General features: G+C 64.8%; 17 protein-coding genes. 8 read left to right on the top strand and 9 right to left on the bottom strand.

Going from position 1 to position 17,373, the window contains the following annotated elements:
• A complete protein-coding gene (locus SxD43FB_RS14990; RefSeq protein ID WP_096062894.1) occupies positions 1-1,272 on the bottom strand; it encodes an ammonium transporter in 1,272 nt (423 codons plus the stop codon).
• Between the two features lie 121 nt (positions 1,273-1,393).
• Between SxD43FB_RS14990 and SxD43FB_RS14985 the strand changes: the two genes are divergently transcribed.
• From SxD43FB_RS14985 to SxD43FB_RS14970, 4 genes are all read left to right on the top strand, one after another.
• Complete coding sequence (locus SxD43FB_RS14985; protein ID WP_096062893.1) at positions 1,394-1,729, top strand: hypothetical protein; 336 nt, start codon at positions 1,394-1,396, stop codon at positions 1,727-1,729.
• A gap of 69 nt (positions 1,730-1,798) precedes the next feature.
• The gene (locus SxD43FB_RS14980; protein ID WP_096062892.1) at positions 1,799-3,043 is read left to right on the top strand and encodes a TolC family protein; all 1,245 of its coding nucleotides are present in this window, start codon (positions 1,799-1,801) and stop codon (positions 3,041-3,043) included.
• Positions 3,044-3,047: 4 nt separating this feature from the next.
• Positions 3,048-4,217, top strand: a complete 1,170-nt coding sequence (locus SxD43FB_RS14975) for an efflux RND transporter periplasmic adaptor subunit (RefSeq protein ID WP_096062926.1) — start codon at positions 3,048-3,050, stop codon at positions 4,215-4,217.
• A gap of 3 nt (positions 4,218-4,220) precedes the next feature.
• Positions 4,221-7,394: a CusA/CzcA family heavy metal efflux RND transporter gene (locus tag SxD43FB_RS14970; RefSeq protein WP_096062891.1), complete on the top strand. Its 3,174-nt coding sequence runs from the start codon at positions 4,221-4,223 to the stop codon at positions 7,392-7,394.
• A gap of 39 nt (positions 7,395-7,433) precedes the next feature.
• Here the strand turns inward: SxD43FB_RS14970 and hppD are convergent, their stop codons facing one another.
• Complete coding sequence (gene hppD / locus SxD43FB_RS14965; RefSeq protein ID WP_096062890.1) at positions 7,434-8,477, bottom strand: 4-hydroxyphenylpyruvate dioxygenase; 1,044 nt, start codon at positions 8,475-8,477, stop codon at positions 7,434-7,436.
• The gene (phhA, locus tag SxD43FB_RS14960) at positions 8,474-9,346 is read right to left on the bottom strand and encodes a phenylalanine 4-monooxygenase (protein WP_096062889.1); all 873 of its coding nucleotides are present in this window, start codon (positions 9,344-9,346) and stop codon (positions 8,474-8,476) included. Before phhA ends, hppD begins: the two co-directional genes overlap by 4 nt.
• 94 nt (positions 9,347-9,440) lie before the next feature.
• Between phhA and SxD43FB_RS14955 the strand changes: the two genes are divergently transcribed.
• Entirely contained in the window at positions 9,441-9,911 is a 471-nt protein-coding gene (locus SxD43FB_RS14955) for an Lrp/AsnC family transcriptional regulator (RefSeq protein WP_043152693.1), read from the top strand.
• Positions 9,912-10,053: 142 nt separating this feature from the next.
• On the opposite strand, the gene trmFO is transcribed toward SxD43FB_RS14955, so the two are convergent.
• The 5 genes from trmFO to SxD43FB_RS14930 form a co-directional block, all read right to left on the bottom strand.
• Positions 10,054-11,397, bottom strand: a complete 1,344-nt coding sequence (gene trmFO, locus SxD43FB_RS14950; RefSeq protein ID WP_096062888.1) for a methylenetetrahydrofolate--tRNA-(uracil(54)-C(5))-methyltransferase (FADH(2)-oxidizing) TrmFO — start codon at positions 11,395-11,397, stop codon at positions 10,054-10,056.
• Positions 11,398-11,705: 308 nt separating this feature from the next.
• Positions 11,706-11,993: a helix-turn-helix domain-containing protein gene (locus SxD43FB_RS14945; RefSeq protein ID WP_096062887.1), complete on the bottom strand. Its 288-nt coding sequence runs from the start codon at positions 11,991-11,993 to the stop codon at positions 11,706-11,708.
• An 89-nt stretch (positions 11,994-12,082) separates the two neighbouring features.
• The gene (locus SxD43FB_RS14940; protein ID WP_096062886.1) at positions 12,083-12,490 is read right to left on the bottom strand and encodes a hypothetical protein; all 408 of its coding nucleotides are present in this window, start codon (positions 12,488-12,490) and stop codon (positions 12,083-12,085) included.
• A gap of 62 nt (positions 12,491-12,552) precedes the next feature.
• On the bottom strand, positions 12,553-12,924 hold the full coding sequence (locus SxD43FB_RS14935) for a hypothetical protein (RefSeq protein WP_043152666.1): 372 nt from the start codon (positions 12,922-12,924) through the stop codon (positions 12,553-12,555).
• 90 nt (positions 12,925-13,014) lie between these two features.
• Positions 13,015-13,560: a MarR family transcriptional regulator gene (locus SxD43FB_RS14930; protein ID WP_096062885.1), complete on the bottom strand. Its 546-nt coding sequence runs from the start codon at positions 13,558-13,560 to the stop codon at positions 13,015-13,017.
• Positions 13,561-13,708: 148 nt separating this feature from the next.
• Here SxD43FB_RS14930 and SxD43FB_RS14925 point away from each other — a divergent pair, with 148 nt between their 5' ends.
• Both SxD43FB_RS14925 and SxD43FB_RS14920 read left to right on the top strand, forming a co-directional pair.
• On the top strand, positions 13,709-14,029 hold the full coding sequence (locus SxD43FB_RS14925; RefSeq protein WP_096062884.1) for a type II toxin-antitoxin system RelE/ParE family toxin: 321 nt from the start codon (positions 13,709-13,711) through the stop codon (positions 14,027-14,029).
• Between the two features lie 3 nt (positions 14,030-14,032).
• Positions 14,033-14,314: an XRE family transcriptional regulator gene (locus tag SxD43FB_RS14920; protein ID WP_096062883.1), complete on the top strand. Its 282-nt coding sequence runs from the start codon at positions 14,033-14,035 to the stop codon at positions 14,312-14,314.
• A gap of 10 nt (positions 14,315-14,324) precedes the next feature.
• Here SxD43FB_RS14920 and SxD43FB_RS14915 read toward each other — a convergent pair whose 3' ends face one another.
• Positions 14,325-15,632 carry a dicarboxylate/amino acid:cation symporter gene (locus SxD43FB_RS14915; protein ID WP_096062882.1) on the bottom strand — a complete coding sequence of 436 codons (1,308 nt, stop codon included), beginning with the start codon at positions 15,630-15,632 and terminating at the stop codon, positions 14,325-14,327.
• Between the two features lie 312 nt (positions 15,633-15,944).
• Between SxD43FB_RS14915 and SxD43FB_RS14910 the strand changes: the two genes are divergently transcribed.
• Positions 15,945-17,312 (top strand): M20/M25/M40 family metallo-hydrolase, encoded by a 1,368-nt coding sequence (locus tag SxD43FB_RS14910; protein ID WP_096062881.1) that lies wholly within the window; start codon positions 15,945-15,947, stop codon positions 17,310-17,312.
• The last annotated feature ends 61 nt before the right edge of the window (positions 17,313-17,373 follow it).

Below are 17,373 nucleotides of genomic sequence, written 5' to 3'. Positions count from 1 at the left end.
CTAGCGGAAGTCCCAGCCCTGCTGGCCATGCTGGGCCAGATCGAGGCCGTCCGCTTCCTCCTGCGCACTGGCGCGCATGGGGATCAGCATCGAGACGATCAGCGCGGCGATGGCGCTGCCCACCATGGCCCAGAGCGCAACGATGACGAGGCCGATGGCCTGCGAGATCAGCGCGCTGGTCAGGGTAATGCCGATGTCGAAGCCGACCCCGCCCATCAGCGGCAGGGCGAAGACGGGCAGGAGCAGGATGCCGATCGCGCCGCTAAGGCCGTGGATGACGAAGACGCTGGCGCTGTCGTCTACTCGTCCAGCGACGAGGGGGTGAGCGAGGCGGCAGATGAACGCAGCGATCACGCCGATCAGCATCGCGCCGCCGGTGCCGACCAGCGCGGCGGAGGCGGCGATGGCGGCGATTCCGGCCAGGGCGCCGGACAATATGCCGGTGGCGGTGGTGCGCTTGCCCAGCACATGGTCGAGCAGCGCCCAGGTCAGCGCAGCGGCGCAGGCGGCGAAATGATGGTTGAGCAGCGCGGTCGCGGCATCGTCCGTCGCGCCGAGCGCCCAGCCGCCGACCATGCCGGACAGGCCGATCCACAGCAGCGCTCCGCCCGCGAGGCTGAGAACCGGCGCATGGCCGACACTGGCGGGATCGCGCCTGCGCCCGGCGATCAACGCCAGCGTAAGGGCGGAAAAGCCCGCGACGCCATGGACGACCAGACCGCCGGCGAAATCCATGACGCCCAAGTCCGCTAGCCAGCCGCCGCCCCACACCGCATGGGTGATCGGCGCATAGACGAGCAGCAGCCAGAGCGGCGCGAAGGCGAGGAACCAGCCTATCCGCGCGCGTTCGGCGACGGCGCCGACCAGCAGGCAGGCGGCAAGCAAGGCAAGGGCTAGCTGGAACAGGACGAAGGCGGATTCGGGCACCGTAAGCCCGTCGCGCAATTGCGCGAGATTGGCGAGCAGCAGGTTTGCGCCGCCGCCGAGCCAGGCGCTGCCCGGTGCATAAGCGAGGCTGTAGCCGACGATCGCCCAGGCCAGCGACACGGTCGCGATGACGCCCGCGCCCTGCGCCATGACCGAGAGCGCGTTGCGGACATTGACCTGGCCCGCATGGCGCAGCATCAATCCCGGCAAGGCCGCAAGCAGGATCAGCAGCGCACACACCATCATCCAGCCGGTGTCGCCGCTGTCGGCGACGGCAATCTGGGCATGGGCGGCCTGTGGCGCGGCCAGCGCGGCGATCAGGGGCAGGGTCAGAACAAAGCGCATCGGCAATCCCGGCAATCCAAATAGAGGCCTGTCCTAGCGCGCACAGGGTAAAGTTTTCGATAAGCAGCCGCCCCTACCAGCGGACGATGACAGGCGCGTGCAAGACTGTTAAGGGCAAGCCATGCGGGGTTTGCTGTCTTTCTGTGCGGCGGTCATGATTCTCCTCTCCATGGGGATGGGAACGCTTGCGCATGCGACCGAGGCCTTGGGTTGCGTCGAGAATGAGACCAGCCTGTCGATCAGCGCGGCCGATATGCATGGCGACCTGCAGCCCGGCGACGCGGATAACGGCCTGCCGCATCATCATGGTGGCTGCCATGGCCATCATGTCGGCACGGCGGGATCGCGCGTTTCCTTTGATGGGACGGTGGCGACCCGCAATCGGCTGATGATCCCCCCGGCGCCGCGCCTGTCCGCCATCGAGCCTGCCCGGACATTGCGCCCACCCATCGCCTGACATCGACCGAATAGGCCGCGCTCGCCTGGCGTCGCGGTTCCTTTCTCGTTGATTTCAGGAATTATCTTCATGAAACGCATCCTTGCGGCCTGTCTGGCCGTGTCGTGCTGCACCAGCGCCTTCGTGGCGCGGGCGGACGAACCATCTTTTACCTTGGCGCAAGCGCTGGAACGCGCGGGCGCGACATCGCCCGCCATCGAAAGCGGGGCAGCGGGTGTGCTAGCCGCGCAGGCGGCGCGTAGCGTCGCCGGACTGCGGCCCAATCCCGAACTGAATATCCAGACCGAAAATGTCGCGGGCAGCGGCGACTATGGCGGCTTTCGCAGCGCCGAGACGACGGCGCAGGTGACGCTGCCACTGGAACTGGGCGGCAAACGTCCGGCGCGGGTTGCGCTGGCCAATGCGCAGCAGGACCGGGCGCAGATCGAACAGGCGGTGATCGCAGCCGACCTGCGGCTGGCCGTAACGCAGACCTATGTCAGTGCAGTGTCCGCAGCGGAACGGGCGACTGTCGCGCAGCGGCAGGTGACGATTGCGGCGGAAGCCTTACGGTCGGCGCAGGTGCGCGTGCGGGCCGGGCGAGCGTCGCCACTGGAAGCGCAGCGGGCGGAACTGGCGCATCTCAATGCGCAGGCGACACAGGAACAGGCCGAACGGTTAGCGAATGTCGCTCGCGCCAATCTGGGCCGGTTGATCGGTGGCCCGGTCGCGGGGGCGCTCGACTTGCGCTGGTTCGAGACGCTGGCGGTTGCCCGGCCGGTCGACCGGGCGGCTGTGAGCGACATGCTGACGGCACGCGCTGCTGCGCTCGATGTGGCGACCGCCGATGCGCAGGTGCGGCTGGCCGGTGCGCAACGGGTGCCTGACTTGCAACTGTTCGCCGGGCCACGCCGCCTGTCGGGCAGCAACGACACCGCGATGCTGATGGGCATCAACATTCCGTTGCAGATCTTCGACAATGGCGGGGCGGCGCAGGCGCAGGCGCGTGCCGAACGGCAACGCGCCGACGCGACCCGGCGCATGACCGAAATCCAGCTCGATCAGGCGATAGCCTCGGCAGACGCGGAGGTCGCCAATGCCGAAACCGCCGCACGCATCGCCAGCGGCCCGGCACTTGCCGCCGCGCAGGAGGCGGCGCGGATCGCGCGCATCGGCTATCGCGAGGGCAAGTTCGGGCAGATCGACCTGATCGAAGCCGAACGCACGCTGCTCGACACCCGCATGGCCGCGATCGATGCGCTGGCCACCTATCATGATGCTTCGGCGCGCCGCGACCGGCTGGTCGCCCCGGCATCCCAGATTGCGAAAGATTGATCCGATGAGACAATGGACATTGTCGGCGGCCTTGCCGCTGTTCCTGCTGCTGGCCGCCTGTGGCGAGACTGCGCCGCAGAATGAAGCGCATGATGAGGCGGGTCACGCCGAAGAGCATGACGAGGAAGGCGAGGAGGATCATGCAGAAGAGGAGGGGGCAATCACCCTGTCCGAAGCGCAGATCCGTAGCGCGGGCATATTGCTGGTGCCCGTCGGCATGGCGGGATCAGGCGGGGCGGCAAGCCTGCCCGCGACGATCGACGCCGATCCGCAAGGCATGCAGGTAGTGACGGCGGCGGTCGGTGGCCGCATCGTCGCGCTCCATCGCAATCTGGGCGAGGCGGTGCGGCGGGGCGATCCGCTGGCCGTGATCGAAAGCCGCGAGGCGGCGCAGATGCAGGGCGAGATCGAGGCGGCCCGTGCCCGGCTGGCGCTAGCGCGCAGCAATTTGGGGCGGGAGCAAAGGCTGTTTGCCGAGAAAGTCTCCCCCGAACAGGATCTGATCGCGGCGCGCACGAGCGCGACCGAGGCGGGGATTGCGCTGCGGCTGGCGCAGCAGCAACTGGCCGCGACGGGCCGCGCCGGCGGTGGCCTCAACCGCATCAGCCTGCCCTCGCCAATCGGCGGGCAGGTCGTCAGCCGCAGCGCGATGCTGGGGCAGGTGGTGGCGGCCGATACCGAACTCTATCGCGTCGCTAATCTCAGCAAGCTGTCGCTCACCCTGTCCCTGTCGGCGGCTGATGCCGCAACTTTGCGACCGGGCGGCATGGTCACGGTGACCGCGCCAGGGCGCACGGCGCAGGCACGCATCAGCTTCGTCTCGCCGATCCTCGACGCGCAGACCCGTCTGGTCCCGGTCATCGCCACCATCGACAATCGTGACGGGCAATGGCGCGTGGGCGAGAATGTCACCGCTGCGGTCGACCTGCCGTCCAGGGATGGCGGGCGCGCCATCGCCGTGCCGCAGATCGCGGTGCAGACGGTCGAAGGCAAGAGCAGCGTGTTCGTCCGCACCCGCTCCGGGTTTCAGGCCGTTCCCGTCGAACTGGGGCCAGTGAGCGGCGATCGCGTCATCGTCACCAAGGGATTGAAAGGCGGCGAGCGGATCGCCGCGACCGGCAGCTTCACGCTCAAGGCCGAACTCGGCAAGGGCGAAGCGGAACATGGGCATTGATCGATGATTGACCGGATCGTCACATTCGCGGTCGCGCGGCGCTGGCTGGTGCTGCTGCTGACCCTCATCGCCTGCCTCATCGGCGGCTGGGCGCTCCAGCGCCTGCCGATCGATGCGGTGCCCGACATCACCAACAACCAGGTGCAGGTCAATGTCCGTGCGCCGTCGCTCTCGCCCGAACTGGTCGAGAAACAAGTCGCCTTTCCCATCGAAACCGCGCTGTCGGGGATTGAGGGGCTGGAATATAGTCGCTCGCTGAGCCGCAACGGCTTTGCCCAGATCACCGCCGTCTTCACCGATTCCACCGATATCTACTTCGCCCGGCAGCAGGTGAATGAGCGGCTGGCGGGGCTGGCCGAGAGCCTGCCTGCGGGCGTGACGCCGGAAATGGGGCCGATCGCCACGGGGCTGGGGGAGGTCTATATGTGGACCGTCCACCTCGCCCATCGCAAGGATGATCAGCATGATCCGGGCGAACCGGGGCTGCAACCCGATGGCAGCTATATTACGCCGGAGGGCGAGCGGCTGGTGAGCCAGGCGGATCAGGCGACCTATCTGCGCACCGCGCAGGACTGGATCGTCGCGCCGCTGCTCAAAAATACGCCGGGGCTGGCCGGGGTCGATTCGATCGGCGGCTATGTGAAGCAGTTTCAGGTCGTGCCCGATCTGGCGCGGCTGGCGGCGTTGCGGATCGGCATCGACGATCTGGCGCGGGCGTTGGAGGAGAATAATAATGCGGTCGGCGCGGGCGTGGTCGATCGCAATGGCGAGGGGCTGGCAGTGCGATCCGACGCACGATTGACGGGCGCGGAGGATCTGTCCCGCACCGTGATCGCGACGCGCGAGGGTGTGCCGATCCTGCTGAGCCAGGTCGCCACGGTCAGGACGGGGCAGGCGATCCGCATGGGGTCGGCGTCCGAAAACGGGCGCGAGGTCGTGGTCGGCACCGCGGTCATGCGCGTGAGCGAGAATAGCCGCACCGTGGCATCGGCGGTCGCCCGCCGACTGGAGGAGATCAACGCTTCCCTGCCGACCGACGTCATCGTCCAGCCGGTGCTGGATCGTACCGCGCTGGTGCATTCGACCATCAACACGGTGGCCAAGAATTTGGCCGAAGGCGCGTTGCTGGTCGTCGTCGTCCTGTTCGTGCTGCTGGGTAATTTCCGCGCGGCGCTGATCGCGGCGCTGGTGATCCCGATCACCATGTTGATGACCAGCTTCGGCATGTTGCAGGGGGGCGTGTCGGCCAACCTCATGAGCCTGGGCGCGCTCGATTTTGGCCTGATTGTCGATGGCGCGGTCATCATTGTCGAACATGCGTTGCGGCGGATCGCCGAAGGGCAGCATCGCGAAGGCCGGGTGCTGACGCTGGACGAACGGCTGGCCGTGGTGGTGGGTGCGGCGCGGGAGATGATCCGGCCGTCCGTTTATGGCCAGGCGATCATCATCCTCGTCTATGTGCCGCTGCTGACGCTGACGGGTATCGAGGGCAAGACCTTCACGCCGATGGCGCTAACGGTCATCCTGGCGCTCGTCTGCGCCTTCATCCTCTCGCTGACCTTCGTGCCGGCCCTGCTCGCGGTGCTGTTGTCGAAGCCGGTGGAGGAGAAGGAAGGGCGGATCATGGGCTGGCTCAAGACACGCTATGAACCCGGCCTCGACAAGGCGATGCAGCGGCCAACGCGCACGATGGGCGTGGCGGTGGCGGCGTTCGTGCTGGCGATCGGCGCGTTCCTGACGCTGGGGCAGGAGTTTCTGCCGCAGCTCGACGAGGGCGACATGACCGCGCAACTGCTGCGTATTCCGGGCACGTCGGTCGAACAGAGCCAGGCAATGCAGTTCGATGTCGAAAAGGCGATTGCGAGCCTGCCGCAGGTCCGCTTCGTCTTTTCCAAGACCGGCACGGCGGAACTGGCGTCGGACCCGATGCCACCCAATATTTCGGACACCTTCATCATCATGAAACCGCGTGAGGAATGGCCCGACCCCAAACTGCCCAAGGCGGAGCTGGTCGAAGCGGTCGAAAAGAAGCTGGCGGTGCTGCCCGGCAATGCCTTCGAAATCAGCCAGCCGATCCAGATGCGGTTCAACGAACTGATTGCGGGCGTGCGGGGAGACGTGGCGGTCAAGGTCTTTGGCGACGATGCCGACGCGATGGCCCGCACCGCCAATCAGGTCGCGACGATCCTGCGGCGGACGGAAGGCGCGGTGGATGTGCGGGTCGAGCAGACCGAGGGGCTGCCGATGCTGGACATCCGGCCCCGACGCGAGGCGCTGGCGGCGATGGGGCTGTCGGCCAAGGCGGTGCAGGATGTGGTCGCCGCCGCGATCGGCGGGCGCGATGCGGGCATGATCTTCGAAGGGGATCGGCGCTTTGCGGTGACGATCCGGCTCGATGACAGGCAGCGGGCCGATATCGAGGCGGTGGGGCAAATCCCTGTGCCGACGCCTGATGGCGCCTTCGTGCCGCTGGCGAGCGTGGCGGAGATTGCGGTGACGACTGGTCCCAACCAGATCAGCCGCGAAAATGGCAAGCGCCGCATCGTCGTGCAGGCCAATGTGCGCGGGCGCGACGTGGCGAGCGTGGTCGCCGACGCACAGGCGGATATCGCGTCGGATGTGCGCTTGCCCGCGGGTGCCTATCTCGAATGGGGCGGGCAGTTCGAAAATCTGGCGTCGGCGCGGGATCGACTGTTGCTGGTCGTCCCGGCCTGCTTCGTGCTGATCCTGCTGCTGCTCTATGGGGCGCTGGGCAATGTGCGTGATGCGATGATCGTCTTTACCGGGGTGCCGCTAGCGCTGGTCGGTGGCGTGCTGGCGCTGTTCCTGCGGGGCATGCCCTTTTCCGTGTCGGCGGCGGTGGGCTTCATCGCGCTGTCGGGCATTGCCGTGCTCAACGGATTGGTGATGGTCACGGCTATTCAGGAGCTTATCGGCCAGGGTATGGAACGCGCGCGGGCGGCGGAGCAGGGGGCGATGCGCCGTCTGCGGCCGGTAGTGATGACCGCGCTGGTGGCATCGCTCGGCTTCGTGCCGATGGCGCTGGCGACCGGATCGGGGGCGGAGGTGCAGAAGCCGCTGGCGACGGTGGTGATCGGCGGGCTGGTGTCGGCGACGCTGCTGACCCTGTTCGTGCTGCCGACGCTCTATGCGCGCTTCGGCGGGCGGCGGTCCTGACGTCAGGGCAGGGGGCGGTGGTGCCGCCCCCTGTTGCGTTCAGGCATCGACCGACACGACGCCGCGCCGTATCTGGTCGAGTTCGATGCTTTCGAACAGGGCCTGGAAATTGCCGTTGCCGAAACCGTCATTGCCCTTGCGCTGAATGATTTCGAAGAAGATCGGGCCGAACATATTTTCGGTGAAGATCTGCAACAAAATGCCCTCACCATTTTCGACGCTGCCGTCGATCAGGATGCGGTTGGCGCGCAGCCGGTCCAGATCCTCGCCATGGCCGGGGACGCGGTTGTCGACCAAGTCATAATAGGTCTCGATCGTGTCCTGCAACCGCACGCCGCGCGCGCGCAATTTCTCGACCGTGTCGTAGATATTGTCGGTGGTGAGCGCGAGATGCTGGATGCCTTCGCCATGATAGTCGCGGATGAATTCCTCGATCTGGCTCTTGTCGTCCTGGCTTTCGTTCAGCGGGATGCGGATCGCCCGGTCGGGCGCGATCATCGCCTGGCTGGTGAGGCCGGTCGCCTTGCCCTTGATATCGAAGAATTTCTGCTCCTCGAAGCCGAAGAGGGTGCGGTAGAATTCGCTCCACACCTGCATCTGCCCGCGCCGGACATTGTGGGTCAGATGGTCGAGCAGGTCGAGCCCGACATTGTTCTGCGCCTCCGCTTCCTGCCAGCCGGGAAATTCGGCCCAGTCGGCATAGGGGTCTTTGCCGTCCGGCATGAAATAGAGGTAAGAGCCGCCAATCCCCTGGATGACGGTGTCATCCTCTTCGGTCGCCTGCGCGCCATGGTCGAGCGCCCAGCGCATCGCGGCCTGCGGATCGGCGACGCGGAAGGCCATGGCGCTGGCGGAGGGACCATGGACTCCGCGAAAGGCGGCGACGCGCCCGGCATCGTCGCGGTTCAGCATCAGGTTGATGCGGCCCTGCTTGTAGCGGGTGATATTCTTGGTCGGGTGGCGGTGCGTCGGCACGAAGCCCAGTTGTTCGAACTGCGCCGCCATCGCCGCCGGATCGGGCGAGGTGAATTCGGCGAATTCGAAGCCGTTGAGGCCCAGGGGATTGTCTATGGTAGCGGTCATTGCGGCTCCTCTTCCTTTTTTCTTTTGGCATAGGCCTGCGTCCCGCGGGTGTAGACGCGGTCGGTCGGCAGGATGGTGTCGGTGTCGAGATCGAGCAGGCCGTCCAGTTGGGCGTAAAGCGGGGCGAAGTCGGTCTCGACCGTCTGGCGCAGCAGGTCTTCGAAACTGTCGATGACGAAATAGCTCTGCTGATAATCGTCGATGCGGTAGCGGGTGCGCATCAATCGCTTGAGATCGAAGCCCAGCCGGTTGGGGGAGGGATCGTCCAGGGCGTAGATCGACTCGCCGTGCGACGACACGATGCCAGCGCCGTAGAGTTTGAGGTCGTCGCCCTGACGGACCAGGCCGAATTCGACGGTGTACCAGTAGAGCCGCGCCAGCCTGTCGATGGCCCCCAGACCATCGGCGCGCAGGCCGCCCTGGCCATAGGCCTGCATATAGTCGGCGAAGGCGGGATTGGCGAGCAGGGGGACATGGCCGAAGACGTCGTGGAAAATGTCGGGTTCGGACAGATAGTCGATCTGGTCGGGCGTGCGCAGGAATCGCCCGGCGACGAAGCGGCGGTTGGCGAGATGGTCGAAGAACAGCCGGTCGGGGACGAGGCCGGGGACGGCGACGACCTGCCAGCCGGTCAGCTTCATCAGCCGTTCCGATAGTTCATCGAAATCGGGGATGCCCGGCCGGGTCATCCGCAGCACGTCCAGCCCGTTCATGAACTCCGCCACGGCGCGGTCGGGGAGCATCTGCGCCTGACGGGCGAAGAGCCTGTCCCACAGCGCATGTTCCTGCGGCGTGTAGGCGGCCCAATCCTGCGGGATCGTCCAGTCCTCGGCGGTGCCTGCGGGGCGCTCTATGTCGTTTTGGGCCATGACGATAATATTGCATGGCTCAGGTGAAAAAGGGTTTCAATCTCCTGCATTGCTGCGCAATATAGGACATGATTTCATCATATGTGGGCCGGATATGAAACAGGACTATCAGATCGATGCGATCGACCGGCGGATCATTGCCATCCTGCAGGCCGATGCCGCCATCCCCCATGCGCAACTGGCCGAACAGGTCGGCGCATCGACAGCATCCTGCTGGCGCCGGATCAAGGCGCTGGAGGCGGCAGGGGTGTTGACCCGCGCGGTGCGGCTGGTCGATCCCGCCAAGGTCGATCGCGGGGTCAATGTGCTGTGCAATATCCGCATGCGCAGCCACGCCCGCGAACCGCGCAGCGCCTTCGAGGCCTTTGTCGATGATTGCCCGGAAATCGTGGAATGCTTCTCCATGTCCGGCGAGTGGGACTATCTATTGCGGGTCGTGGTGGCGGACGTCGCCGATTATAACCAGTTCCTGATGCACACGCTGTTGGCCCAGCCGACGGTGGCAGGGGCGGCTTCGCATTTTGCGCTGTCGACCACCAAATACACTACCGCCTTGCCGGTGTGATGGGTTGTAGCAAAATGCATTAATGGAAACCTGTGGTTGGCTGTTCCCCGGCGAAGGCCGGGGTCCAGTCCCACGGCCAGAACTGGACCCCGGCCTTCGCCGGGGAACAATGCTCATAAGTCAGCCTCATTGCAGGATGGCCTCAAGCGATCGCCATCTCGCCCATCCACGCGCCGAACGAGGCGCGGGCGCGGGAGGTGTAGGCTTCCTTGCGCTGCTTTTTCTTGACGTCATCGAGGGTCGGGAAGAGGCCGAAATTGACGTTCATCGGCTGATAGTCCGCCGTCGCGACATTGCCCGTCACATGGCCGAGCAGCGCGCCCAGCGCCGTATCGGCGGGCGGGGGCGTCAGCGTATGGCCCAGCAATTCGGCTGCGGCGAAGCGCCCGGCGATGAGGCCGATCGCTGCGCTTTCGACATAGCCTTCGCAGCCCGTCATCTGCCCGGCGAAGCGGATATGCGGGGCGCTTTTGAGGCGCAGCGTGGCGTCGAGCAGCTTGGGGCTTTGGATGAAGGTGTTGCGATGCAGCCCGCCCAGCCGCGCAAACTCGGCGTTCTGGAGGCCGGGGATAGTACGGAACAATTCCACCTGCGCGCCATGTTTCAGCTTGGTCTGGAAACCGACCATGTTCCAGAGCGTGCCGGACGCATTATCCTGCCGCAACTGCACCACGGCATAGGGCCAACGGCCGGTGCGCGGATTGTCGAGGCCCATCGGCTTCATCGGCCCATGGCGCAGCGTTTCCGGCCCGCGCGAGGCCATCACCTCGATCGGCATGCAGCCCTCGAAATAGGGGGTGTTGGCCTCCCATTCCTTGAACTCGGTCTTTTCGCCGTCGAGCAGCCCCTGGACGAAGGCCTGATATTGGTCCTTATCCATCGGGCAGTTGATATAATCCTTACCCTCGCCGCCGCCGGGGCCGATCTTGTCCCAGCGATTGGCCATCCAGCACTGGTCCATGTCGATACTGTCATGGTGGATGACGGGCGCGATCGCGTCGAAGAAAGCGAGATGCTCCATCCCCGCCGCCTGGCCGATGCTGGTCGCGAGCGCGGGCGCGGTGAGCGGGCCGGTGGCGATGATCGTCATGCCCTCGGTCGGCAGCGTGTCGATCCGTTCACGGATGATCTCGACATGGGGATGGTCGGCCAGCGCGCGGGTGACGGCTCCGGAAAAGACATGGCGATCCACCGCCAGCGCGGAGCCTGCGGGCACCTTGGCGGGTTCGGCGCTCGCCATGATGAGCGAATCCAGCCGCCGCATCTCCTGATGCAGCAGGCCCACGGCATTTTTGTCGGCATCGTCGGAACGGAAACTGTTGGAGCAGACCAGCTCGGCGAGGCCTTCGGTCTGGTGCGCGGGCGACATGTCGCCGCTTCCGCGCATTTCCGACAGGCGCACCTTGATGCCCGCCTGCGCCAACTGCCACGCCGCTTCGGACCCGGCGAGCCCGCCGCCGATGATATGCACCTGATAGTCTGCCACTGATATTCGCCTTGATGTCGCAATTCTGTCGTTCGGGCCAAGGCCTATAGCCGATGGCGGCGCAGTAGGACAGGGCGGCGTGGGTGGCTTTTGGGGTGGTACGGCGGGGCGTGGTGCTGTGCGAAGCTTGTGAAGTTCACACCGTTGCAGGGTTCGATTTTGCTGGGGTTATGGTTTGCAGGGCGGACTTCGCAATAGGAGGATTTTTGCGAAGTGGGGGGCATAGGTGCCGTTCCCCGGCTGAGGCCGGGGTCCAGTCCCACGGTCTGAACTGGACCCCGGCCTCCGCCGGGGAACATTCAAAGCTATTACGCCTTGTCGAGCAAGGACTGGATGGCGGCTGGATCAGCCTTGATCAGCGACAGTAACACCCGCGCCGGTGCGTCTGGTTGGCGGCGGTTCTGCTCCCAGTCCCGCACGGTCCCCACCGGAATGCGATAGGCCTTGGCAAACGCACCCTGCGTCAGCTTCGTGGCCTGACGAATCGCCTTCACGTCCGGGCCAGCGACTATGCGCCCGCGCATGGCATCGCCCTTGGCATAGGCAACGGCATCGGTGAGGCCCGCCATGATCCCGTCAAAATCTTCACTCTTCATCGCAACGCTTCCTTCAATGCGACTATACGGCAATGCCGTAAATCAGCAAATGGTGGGACATAGGTGGGGTGATGGAAAAGGGCGGGGTGCTAGTCGCGATTATGGCAGAGATAGGCACTGAGCCCGCACGTAGCGACAAGCGCGAAGGCCAGTTCCGGGGCGGTCTGGAGCAGCGTCATGCCATGGGCAGCACCAAGGCCGATCAGCAATCCCGTAGCGAGCCAGATCGGGCGTGCCGACAGCCATGTCACCCGGCGAGACATATAGGTCATGGCCGAAGCGCCAATCAATATTGGAATGCAGGCGACAAATGGGCCGAAGATCAGGCCGAAGAGAAGTAGAAGGAACAGGATCGCAAAGGATGCCAGGTCAACCGGAATGGGTGCAGGCAGGGTTTTGTAGAGCGTGGCTGCGCAAGTTAGCGTGAGAAAAACGGGACCAGCAGATAATATGGCGCGGGCCGCACCGCGATTGATCGTCGGAGAAGGTTGATACATGCGGTCCTCCCAATGTTGGGCGGGGGATGGAGCATGTGGCTCCATCCCGGTCGCTTCGCCGATCATGCTGCGGTCAGGCGACCATCGGTCAGCCAGCCATTCACCTTGCGCCCAAAATGCGCGATGGCGCCCATGTTGAAGAAGTGCATCCCGCCCAGCACGATCACGGCCAGGCCCACTTTGCCGCTGAGGAAGCGGATGGCGTCGGTATAGGTGACCGGCTCCCGGCCGAGGCTGAGCGTCAGGGTGATGAAGCCGATATTGACGAGGTAGAAACCGACGACCAGCAGATGGTTGGTCGAGCGTGCCAGTTCGGCATTATGGCCGAAACATTGGATCAGGAAGACTTCGCCATTTTTGGACAGGGTTCGCGCAACCCAGACGGTGATTGCCAGAGTGATTACCAGATAAAGAGCATAGGCAGTTTCAACCATGTCGATTTCCTTTCATTCAGTTTCTTCGGTAAAAACAGAAATTGATAAACGAGCGATTGAGCGTCGATGGGCGGCGCTTGTCGGTCGGGCTTAGGGCTTGTCTTTGCTTCCGGGGAGGAAGCGGGCGATCTTGCCGCCCAATTTCATAAGCGTGACGAGCGTTGGCTTGGGCAGAACACGGACCTGCTCATACCAGTTACCAAGCGTCGACATGAATTCATGCATGCGCGTGATACGTTCACGAACATGGGGCGGGGCGCTTTCGTCCTGCGCCATGCGCTGGGCCAGTTCGTTCAGAAGGGCGATGGTCGGGTCAATCTCGCGCCGCTTCCTCTCTGCGACGATACGGGTGAGCATTTCCCATAGGTCGAGTTCAGCCAGAAAATGATCCCGCCTATCACCCTCGACATGGACCCGGCGCACGATGCCATAGCCCTGCAATTCCTTAAGCGCCGTCGATACGTTGGAGCGGGCGAGGCCCAGTTGTTCGACAATCTCGTCCGCGGGCAAGGGGTGGTGGGATAGATAGAGAAGGGCATGGACCTGACTTACGGAGCGATTGACGCCCCATTGCGTGCCCATTTCGCCCCAATGGAGCAGGAACGCTTTGGCGTCAGGATGATCGAGAAGTGGCATGACGTTCCTTTCTGTAAAAACAGAAATGACAGGAACGAACGATTCGTGCAAGAGGGATTGCGAGGTTGGACTGTGACATTCTCTATCTCTATCTGTCTTCCAGAACACACGCCTTGTAGAACTGTATCGAATTTGATACACTCCTTTCATGAAGCGGATTGCGTTTCTTGGGGACAGCCTCGCGCGGCTTCGGGATTTTCCCGATGAGGCGCGGTCGGAGGCTGGCTATCAGTTAAGCGAAGTCCAAAGCGGCAATGATCCTGACGACTGGAAGCCGATGAAGAGCATTGGTCCGGGTGTGCGTGAAATCAGGATCAGGGACAAGACCGGGGTGTTCCGGGTGATCTATCTGGCGACGGTGCAGGACGTGGTGCTGGTGCTCCACGCTTTTCAGAAGAAAAGCCAGGCGACGGCGCAGAAGGACATTGATCTGGCCGCAAAGCGGTTGCGGGCCTGGAGTAAGGAATAGGCGATGGACATTCAGACATTTGACAGCGTGTTCGACGCCTTGGCCGATACGCCGGTGGAGGCCGCCAATATGAAGGCGCGGGCCGAACTGCTGTCGGCGCTGAAACGGCGCATCCAGGCGTGGGATATGTCGCAGGAAGCGGCGGCGGCGCGACTGGGCATCACGCGCCCGCGCCTGAACGATCTGCTGCGGGGGAAGCTGGGCAAATTTTCCCTCGATGCGCTGGTCAACCTTGCGACGCAATCGGGCCTGACGCTGGAAATCAGGGTCGTCGAAGCTGCATGAAGGGGCTGCCTTATTCGGCCGCCACCAACGCCCCCTCGCCATAATAAGCCGCCTCGTCCAATATCCCCTCGCGCTTCGCGACGACCACGCCGACCAGCACTTGCCCCGCGACGTTGACGGCCGTGCGGCCCATGTCGAGGATCGGGTCGATGGCGAGCAGCAGGCCTGCGCCTTCGAGTGGGAGGCCCAGCGTCGAAAGCGTGAGGGTGAGCATCACGACCGCGCCGGTCAGGCCGGCTGTCGCGGCGGAGCCGATGACCGAGACGAGGGCGATCAGGGCATAGTCGAGAACCCCAAGCGGAATGCCGTAAAAGCCTGCGACGAAGATGGCGGCAAGGGCGGGATAGATCGACGCGCAGCCGTCCATCTTGGTGGTGGACGCCAGCGGAATGGCGAAGGCGGCATAGGCCTTGTCCACGCCGAGCCGCGCGGTGACGGCTTCGGTGACGGGCAGGGTGCCGACCGAAGAGCGCGAGACGAAGCCCAATTGGATCGCTGGCCAGGCCTTGGCGAAGAAGGGCAGGGGCTTGAGGCCATGGGCGAGCAGCAGCGTCGGATAGACGATCAGCAGCACGATGCCGAGGCCGAGATAGATGGCGCCGGTAAAGACGCTCAGCCTTGCGAGCGCATCCCAGCCATAGGTGGCGACCGCTGCGCCGATCAGGCCTGCCGAACCGATCGGCGTCAGGCGGATGACCCAGCCGAGCAGCGCGCGCACGACCGCGAGCAGGGAGCGCACGAAGGCGAGGAAGGGTTCGGCTTTCTCCCCGACTTTGAGTGTCGCGAGGCCGACCGCGATGGCGATGACCAGCAGTTGCAGGATGTTGAACGAGACGCTGGTGCTGGCGGTGCCATCGGGCGCGATTTTGGTGCTGCCGCTCAGCGCCAGGCTGTTGCCGGGGACGAGGCCCTTGAGGAAATCGAGCCAGCCGCCGACCGCGTCAGGCTGTTTGGCGGCGAGCGCGGCTGTGCCAAGGCCCATGCCCGGCTGGACGATGATGCCGATGGCAAGGCCGATGCTGACCGCGATCAGCGCGGTGATGGCGAACCAGAGCAGGGTCTGCCCCGCCAGCCGCGCGGCATTGTCGAGCGCGCGCAGATTGGCGATCGACGCGACGATGGCGGCGAAGACGAGCGGCGGGACGATCGCTTTGAGCAGCGCGACGAAGATGGTGCCGACGGTCTGGAGCGCGGTGGCGAGCCAGTTGAGGTCGCCATCCGGCCCCGTGCCCATGGTCCGGGCGAGGAGGCCGAGCGCGAGGCCTGCGACCATGCCGACCAGCACCTGGAATCCGAAGCTGCGATAGGGAAGGGTCATGGGCGCAAATCCTTTGGGCGACCAGCATAGTATATGGGCCAATGGCGCAGGATTGCGCGCAAGCAATAGTTGGGCGGGGTCTAGTTTTTGGCGGGGGTGGGGTGGTGACATGTCCCAGTGCGCCGAACTCACGACCGTTCGGGCTGAGCTTGTCGAAGCCCTGTTCTTACTGCTTGGCTAAAAAGAAAGGCCCTTCGACAGGCTCAGGGCGAACGGGGGAGGGGATTGCGCTATGATCTTTCGTCAGCGCCGATTGGCGGTTGCCGGTCGCTGTGCCACATTGGTTGCCTGACGAAATCGAGGGGCAGGTTTATGGGGTGGCGGTGCGGGTTGTTGGCGGGCGTGGCGGTGATGCTGCCGAGCGGCGCAATGGCGGCGGCGGACCCGGTGGTGGCGAAGGATATCTTGATGCGCTCCGTCGCCTTTCGCACGGTCGAGGGGGCGGGCGAGGTGCCCAAGCTCGCGGCCTATTATGCGTCGGTGCTGAAGGCGGCGGGCTTTGCCGAGGGCGATATCGTCATCACGCCGATGGGTGAGACGGCGACCTTTGCCGCGACGATCCGGGGGCGGGATGCGACGCTCAAACCGCTGCTGATGATCGGCCATATGGATGTGGTGGCGGCGGACCCGAAGGATTGGACCCGCGACCCGTTCGTGCCGGTGGAGGAGAAAGGCTATATTTTCGGGCGGGGTGCGGAGGATAATAAATATGATGTCGCGATGATGGTCGCGACGCTGGCGCAGTTGAAGAAGGACGGCTGGACGCCGCGCCGCACCGTGACGCTGCTCTTGTCGGGGGACGAAGAGACCGCGATGGTGACTACGCGGGCGCTGGCGGCCAAATATCGCGACGCGGAGCTGTTGCTGAACGGCGATGGCGGCGGCGGGCTGCTTAACGAGGCGGGCGAGCCGGTGCTGGACCAGTTGCAGGCGGGCGAGAAGACCTATGCCGATTTCGAGATCGGCTTTACCGATCCGGGTGGCCATTCGAGTGCGCCGACGCCGGGCAATCCCATCTATCGGCTGGCGCGGGCGATCGACAGGATTGCCGCGCACAAGTTTCCGCCGATGCGTAACGAACTGACCAAGGCGTCGCTGGCGCTATCGGCCGACCGGATCGGTGGCGCGGTGGGCGCGGCGATGAAGCGCTATGCCCAGACCGGGGACGCGGCGGCGGCGGAACTGCTGTCGGGCCGCCCGGAATTTGTAGGCCAAGTGCGCACGACCTGCGTCGCGACCATGGCGCAGGCGGGCCATGCGCTGAACGCTTTGCCGCAGAGCGCCAAGGTGCAGGTCAATTGCCGGATCTTTCCGGGCGTGGCGATCGACGCGGTGAAGGCGGAACTGGTGCGCGTGGTGGCGGATGAGAGCGCGACCGTGACGACGCTGGGTGATCCGTTGGCAAGCGATGCCTCGCCGCTGCGCGCGGATGTGATGCAGGCGGTGGTCGCGGCGGTTTCCGCGCGGGCACCGGGCATCCCGATCATGCCGAGCATGTCCGGCGGGGCGACCGACAGCGTGCATTTCCGCGCGCTGGGCGTGCCGAGCTATGGCGTGTCGAGCCTGTTCATGAAGGCCGAGGACGGCTTTGCCCATGGGCTGAACGAGCGGGCGCCGGTGGAGGGGATCGGCGCGGCGCTGGCGCAGTGGGAGGCGGTGGTTAGGGCGTTGGCGAAGTAACCAGGGGAAAATGCATCGTCATCCCAGCGGACGCTGGGATCTCACTTGCTTTAACCATGCG

This window comes from Sphingobium sp. D43FB (genome assembly GCF_002312805.1).
Classification (GTDB): Bacteria; Pseudomonadota; Alphaproteobacteria; order Sphingomonadales; family Sphingomonadaceae; genus Sphingobium.
The sequence above is the reverse complement of the archived record's forward strand: the minus strand, read 5'-3'. Positions and strand labels throughout refer to the sequence as shown.

Excerpts from the sequence above, each read along its gene's own strand:
- SxD43FB_RS14990 (WP_096062894.1), bottom strand. The coding sequence starts at position 1,272 with ATGCGCTTTGTTCTGACCCTGCCCCTGATCGCCGCGCTGGCCGCGCCA.
- SxD43FB_RS14985 (WP_096062893.1), top strand. The coding sequence starts at position 1,394 with ATGCGGGGTTTGCTGTCTTTCTGTGCGGCGGTCATGATTCTCCTCTCC.
- SxD43FB_RS14980 (WP_096062892.1), top strand. The coding sequence starts at position 1,799 with ATGAAACGCATCCTTGCGGCCTGTCTGGCCGTGTCGTGCTGCACCAGC.
- SxD43FB_RS14975 (WP_096062926.1), top strand. The coding sequence starts at position 3,048 with ATGAGACAATGGACATTGTCGGCGGCCTTGCCGCTGTTCCTGCTGCTG.
- SxD43FB_RS14970 (WP_096062891.1), top strand. The coding sequence starts at position 4,221 with ATGATTGACCGGATCGTCACATTCGCGGTCGCGCGGCGCTGGCTGGTG.
- hppD (WP_096062890.1), bottom strand. The coding sequence starts at position 8,477 with ATGACCGCTACCATAGACAATCCCCTGGGCCTCAACGGCTTCGAATTC.
- phhA (WP_096062889.1), bottom strand. The coding sequence starts at position 9,346 with ATGGCCCAAAACGACATAGAGCGCCCCGCAGGCACCGCCGAGGACTGG.
- SxD43FB_RS14955 (WP_043152693.1), top strand. The coding sequence starts at position 9,441 with ATGAAACAGGACTATCAGATCGATGCGATCGACCGGCGGATCATTGCC.
- SxD43FB_RS14945 (WP_096062887.1), bottom strand. The coding sequence starts at position 11,993 with ATGAAGAGTGAAGATTTTGACGGGATCATGGCGGGCCTCACCGATGCC.
- SxD43FB_RS14940 (WP_096062886.1), bottom strand. The coding sequence starts at position 12,490 with ATGTATCAACCTTCTCCGACGATCAATCGCGGTGCGGCCCGCGCCATA.
- SxD43FB_RS14935 (WP_043152666.1), bottom strand. The coding sequence starts at position 12,924 with ATGGTTGAAACTGCCTATGCTCTTTATCTGGTAATCACTCTGGCAATC.
- SxD43FB_RS14930 (WP_096062885.1), bottom strand. The coding sequence starts at position 13,560 with ATGCCACTTCTCGATCATCCTGACGCCAAAGCGTTCCTGCTCCATTGG.
- SxD43FB_RS14925 (WP_096062884.1), top strand. The coding sequence starts at position 13,709 with ATGAAGCGGATTGCGTTTCTTGGGGACAGCCTCGCGCGGCTTCGGGAT.
- SxD43FB_RS14920 (WP_096062883.1), top strand. The coding sequence starts at position 14,033 with ATGGACATTCAGACATTTGACAGCGTGTTCGACGCCTTGGCCGATACG.
- SxD43FB_RS14915 (WP_096062882.1), bottom strand. The coding sequence starts at position 15,632 with ATGACCCTTCCCTATCGCAGCTTCGGATTCCAGGTGCTGGTCGGCATG.
- SxD43FB_RS14910 (WP_096062881.1), top strand. The coding sequence starts at position 15,945 with ATGGGGTGGCGGTGCGGGTTGTTGGCGGGCGTGGCGGTGATGCTGCCG.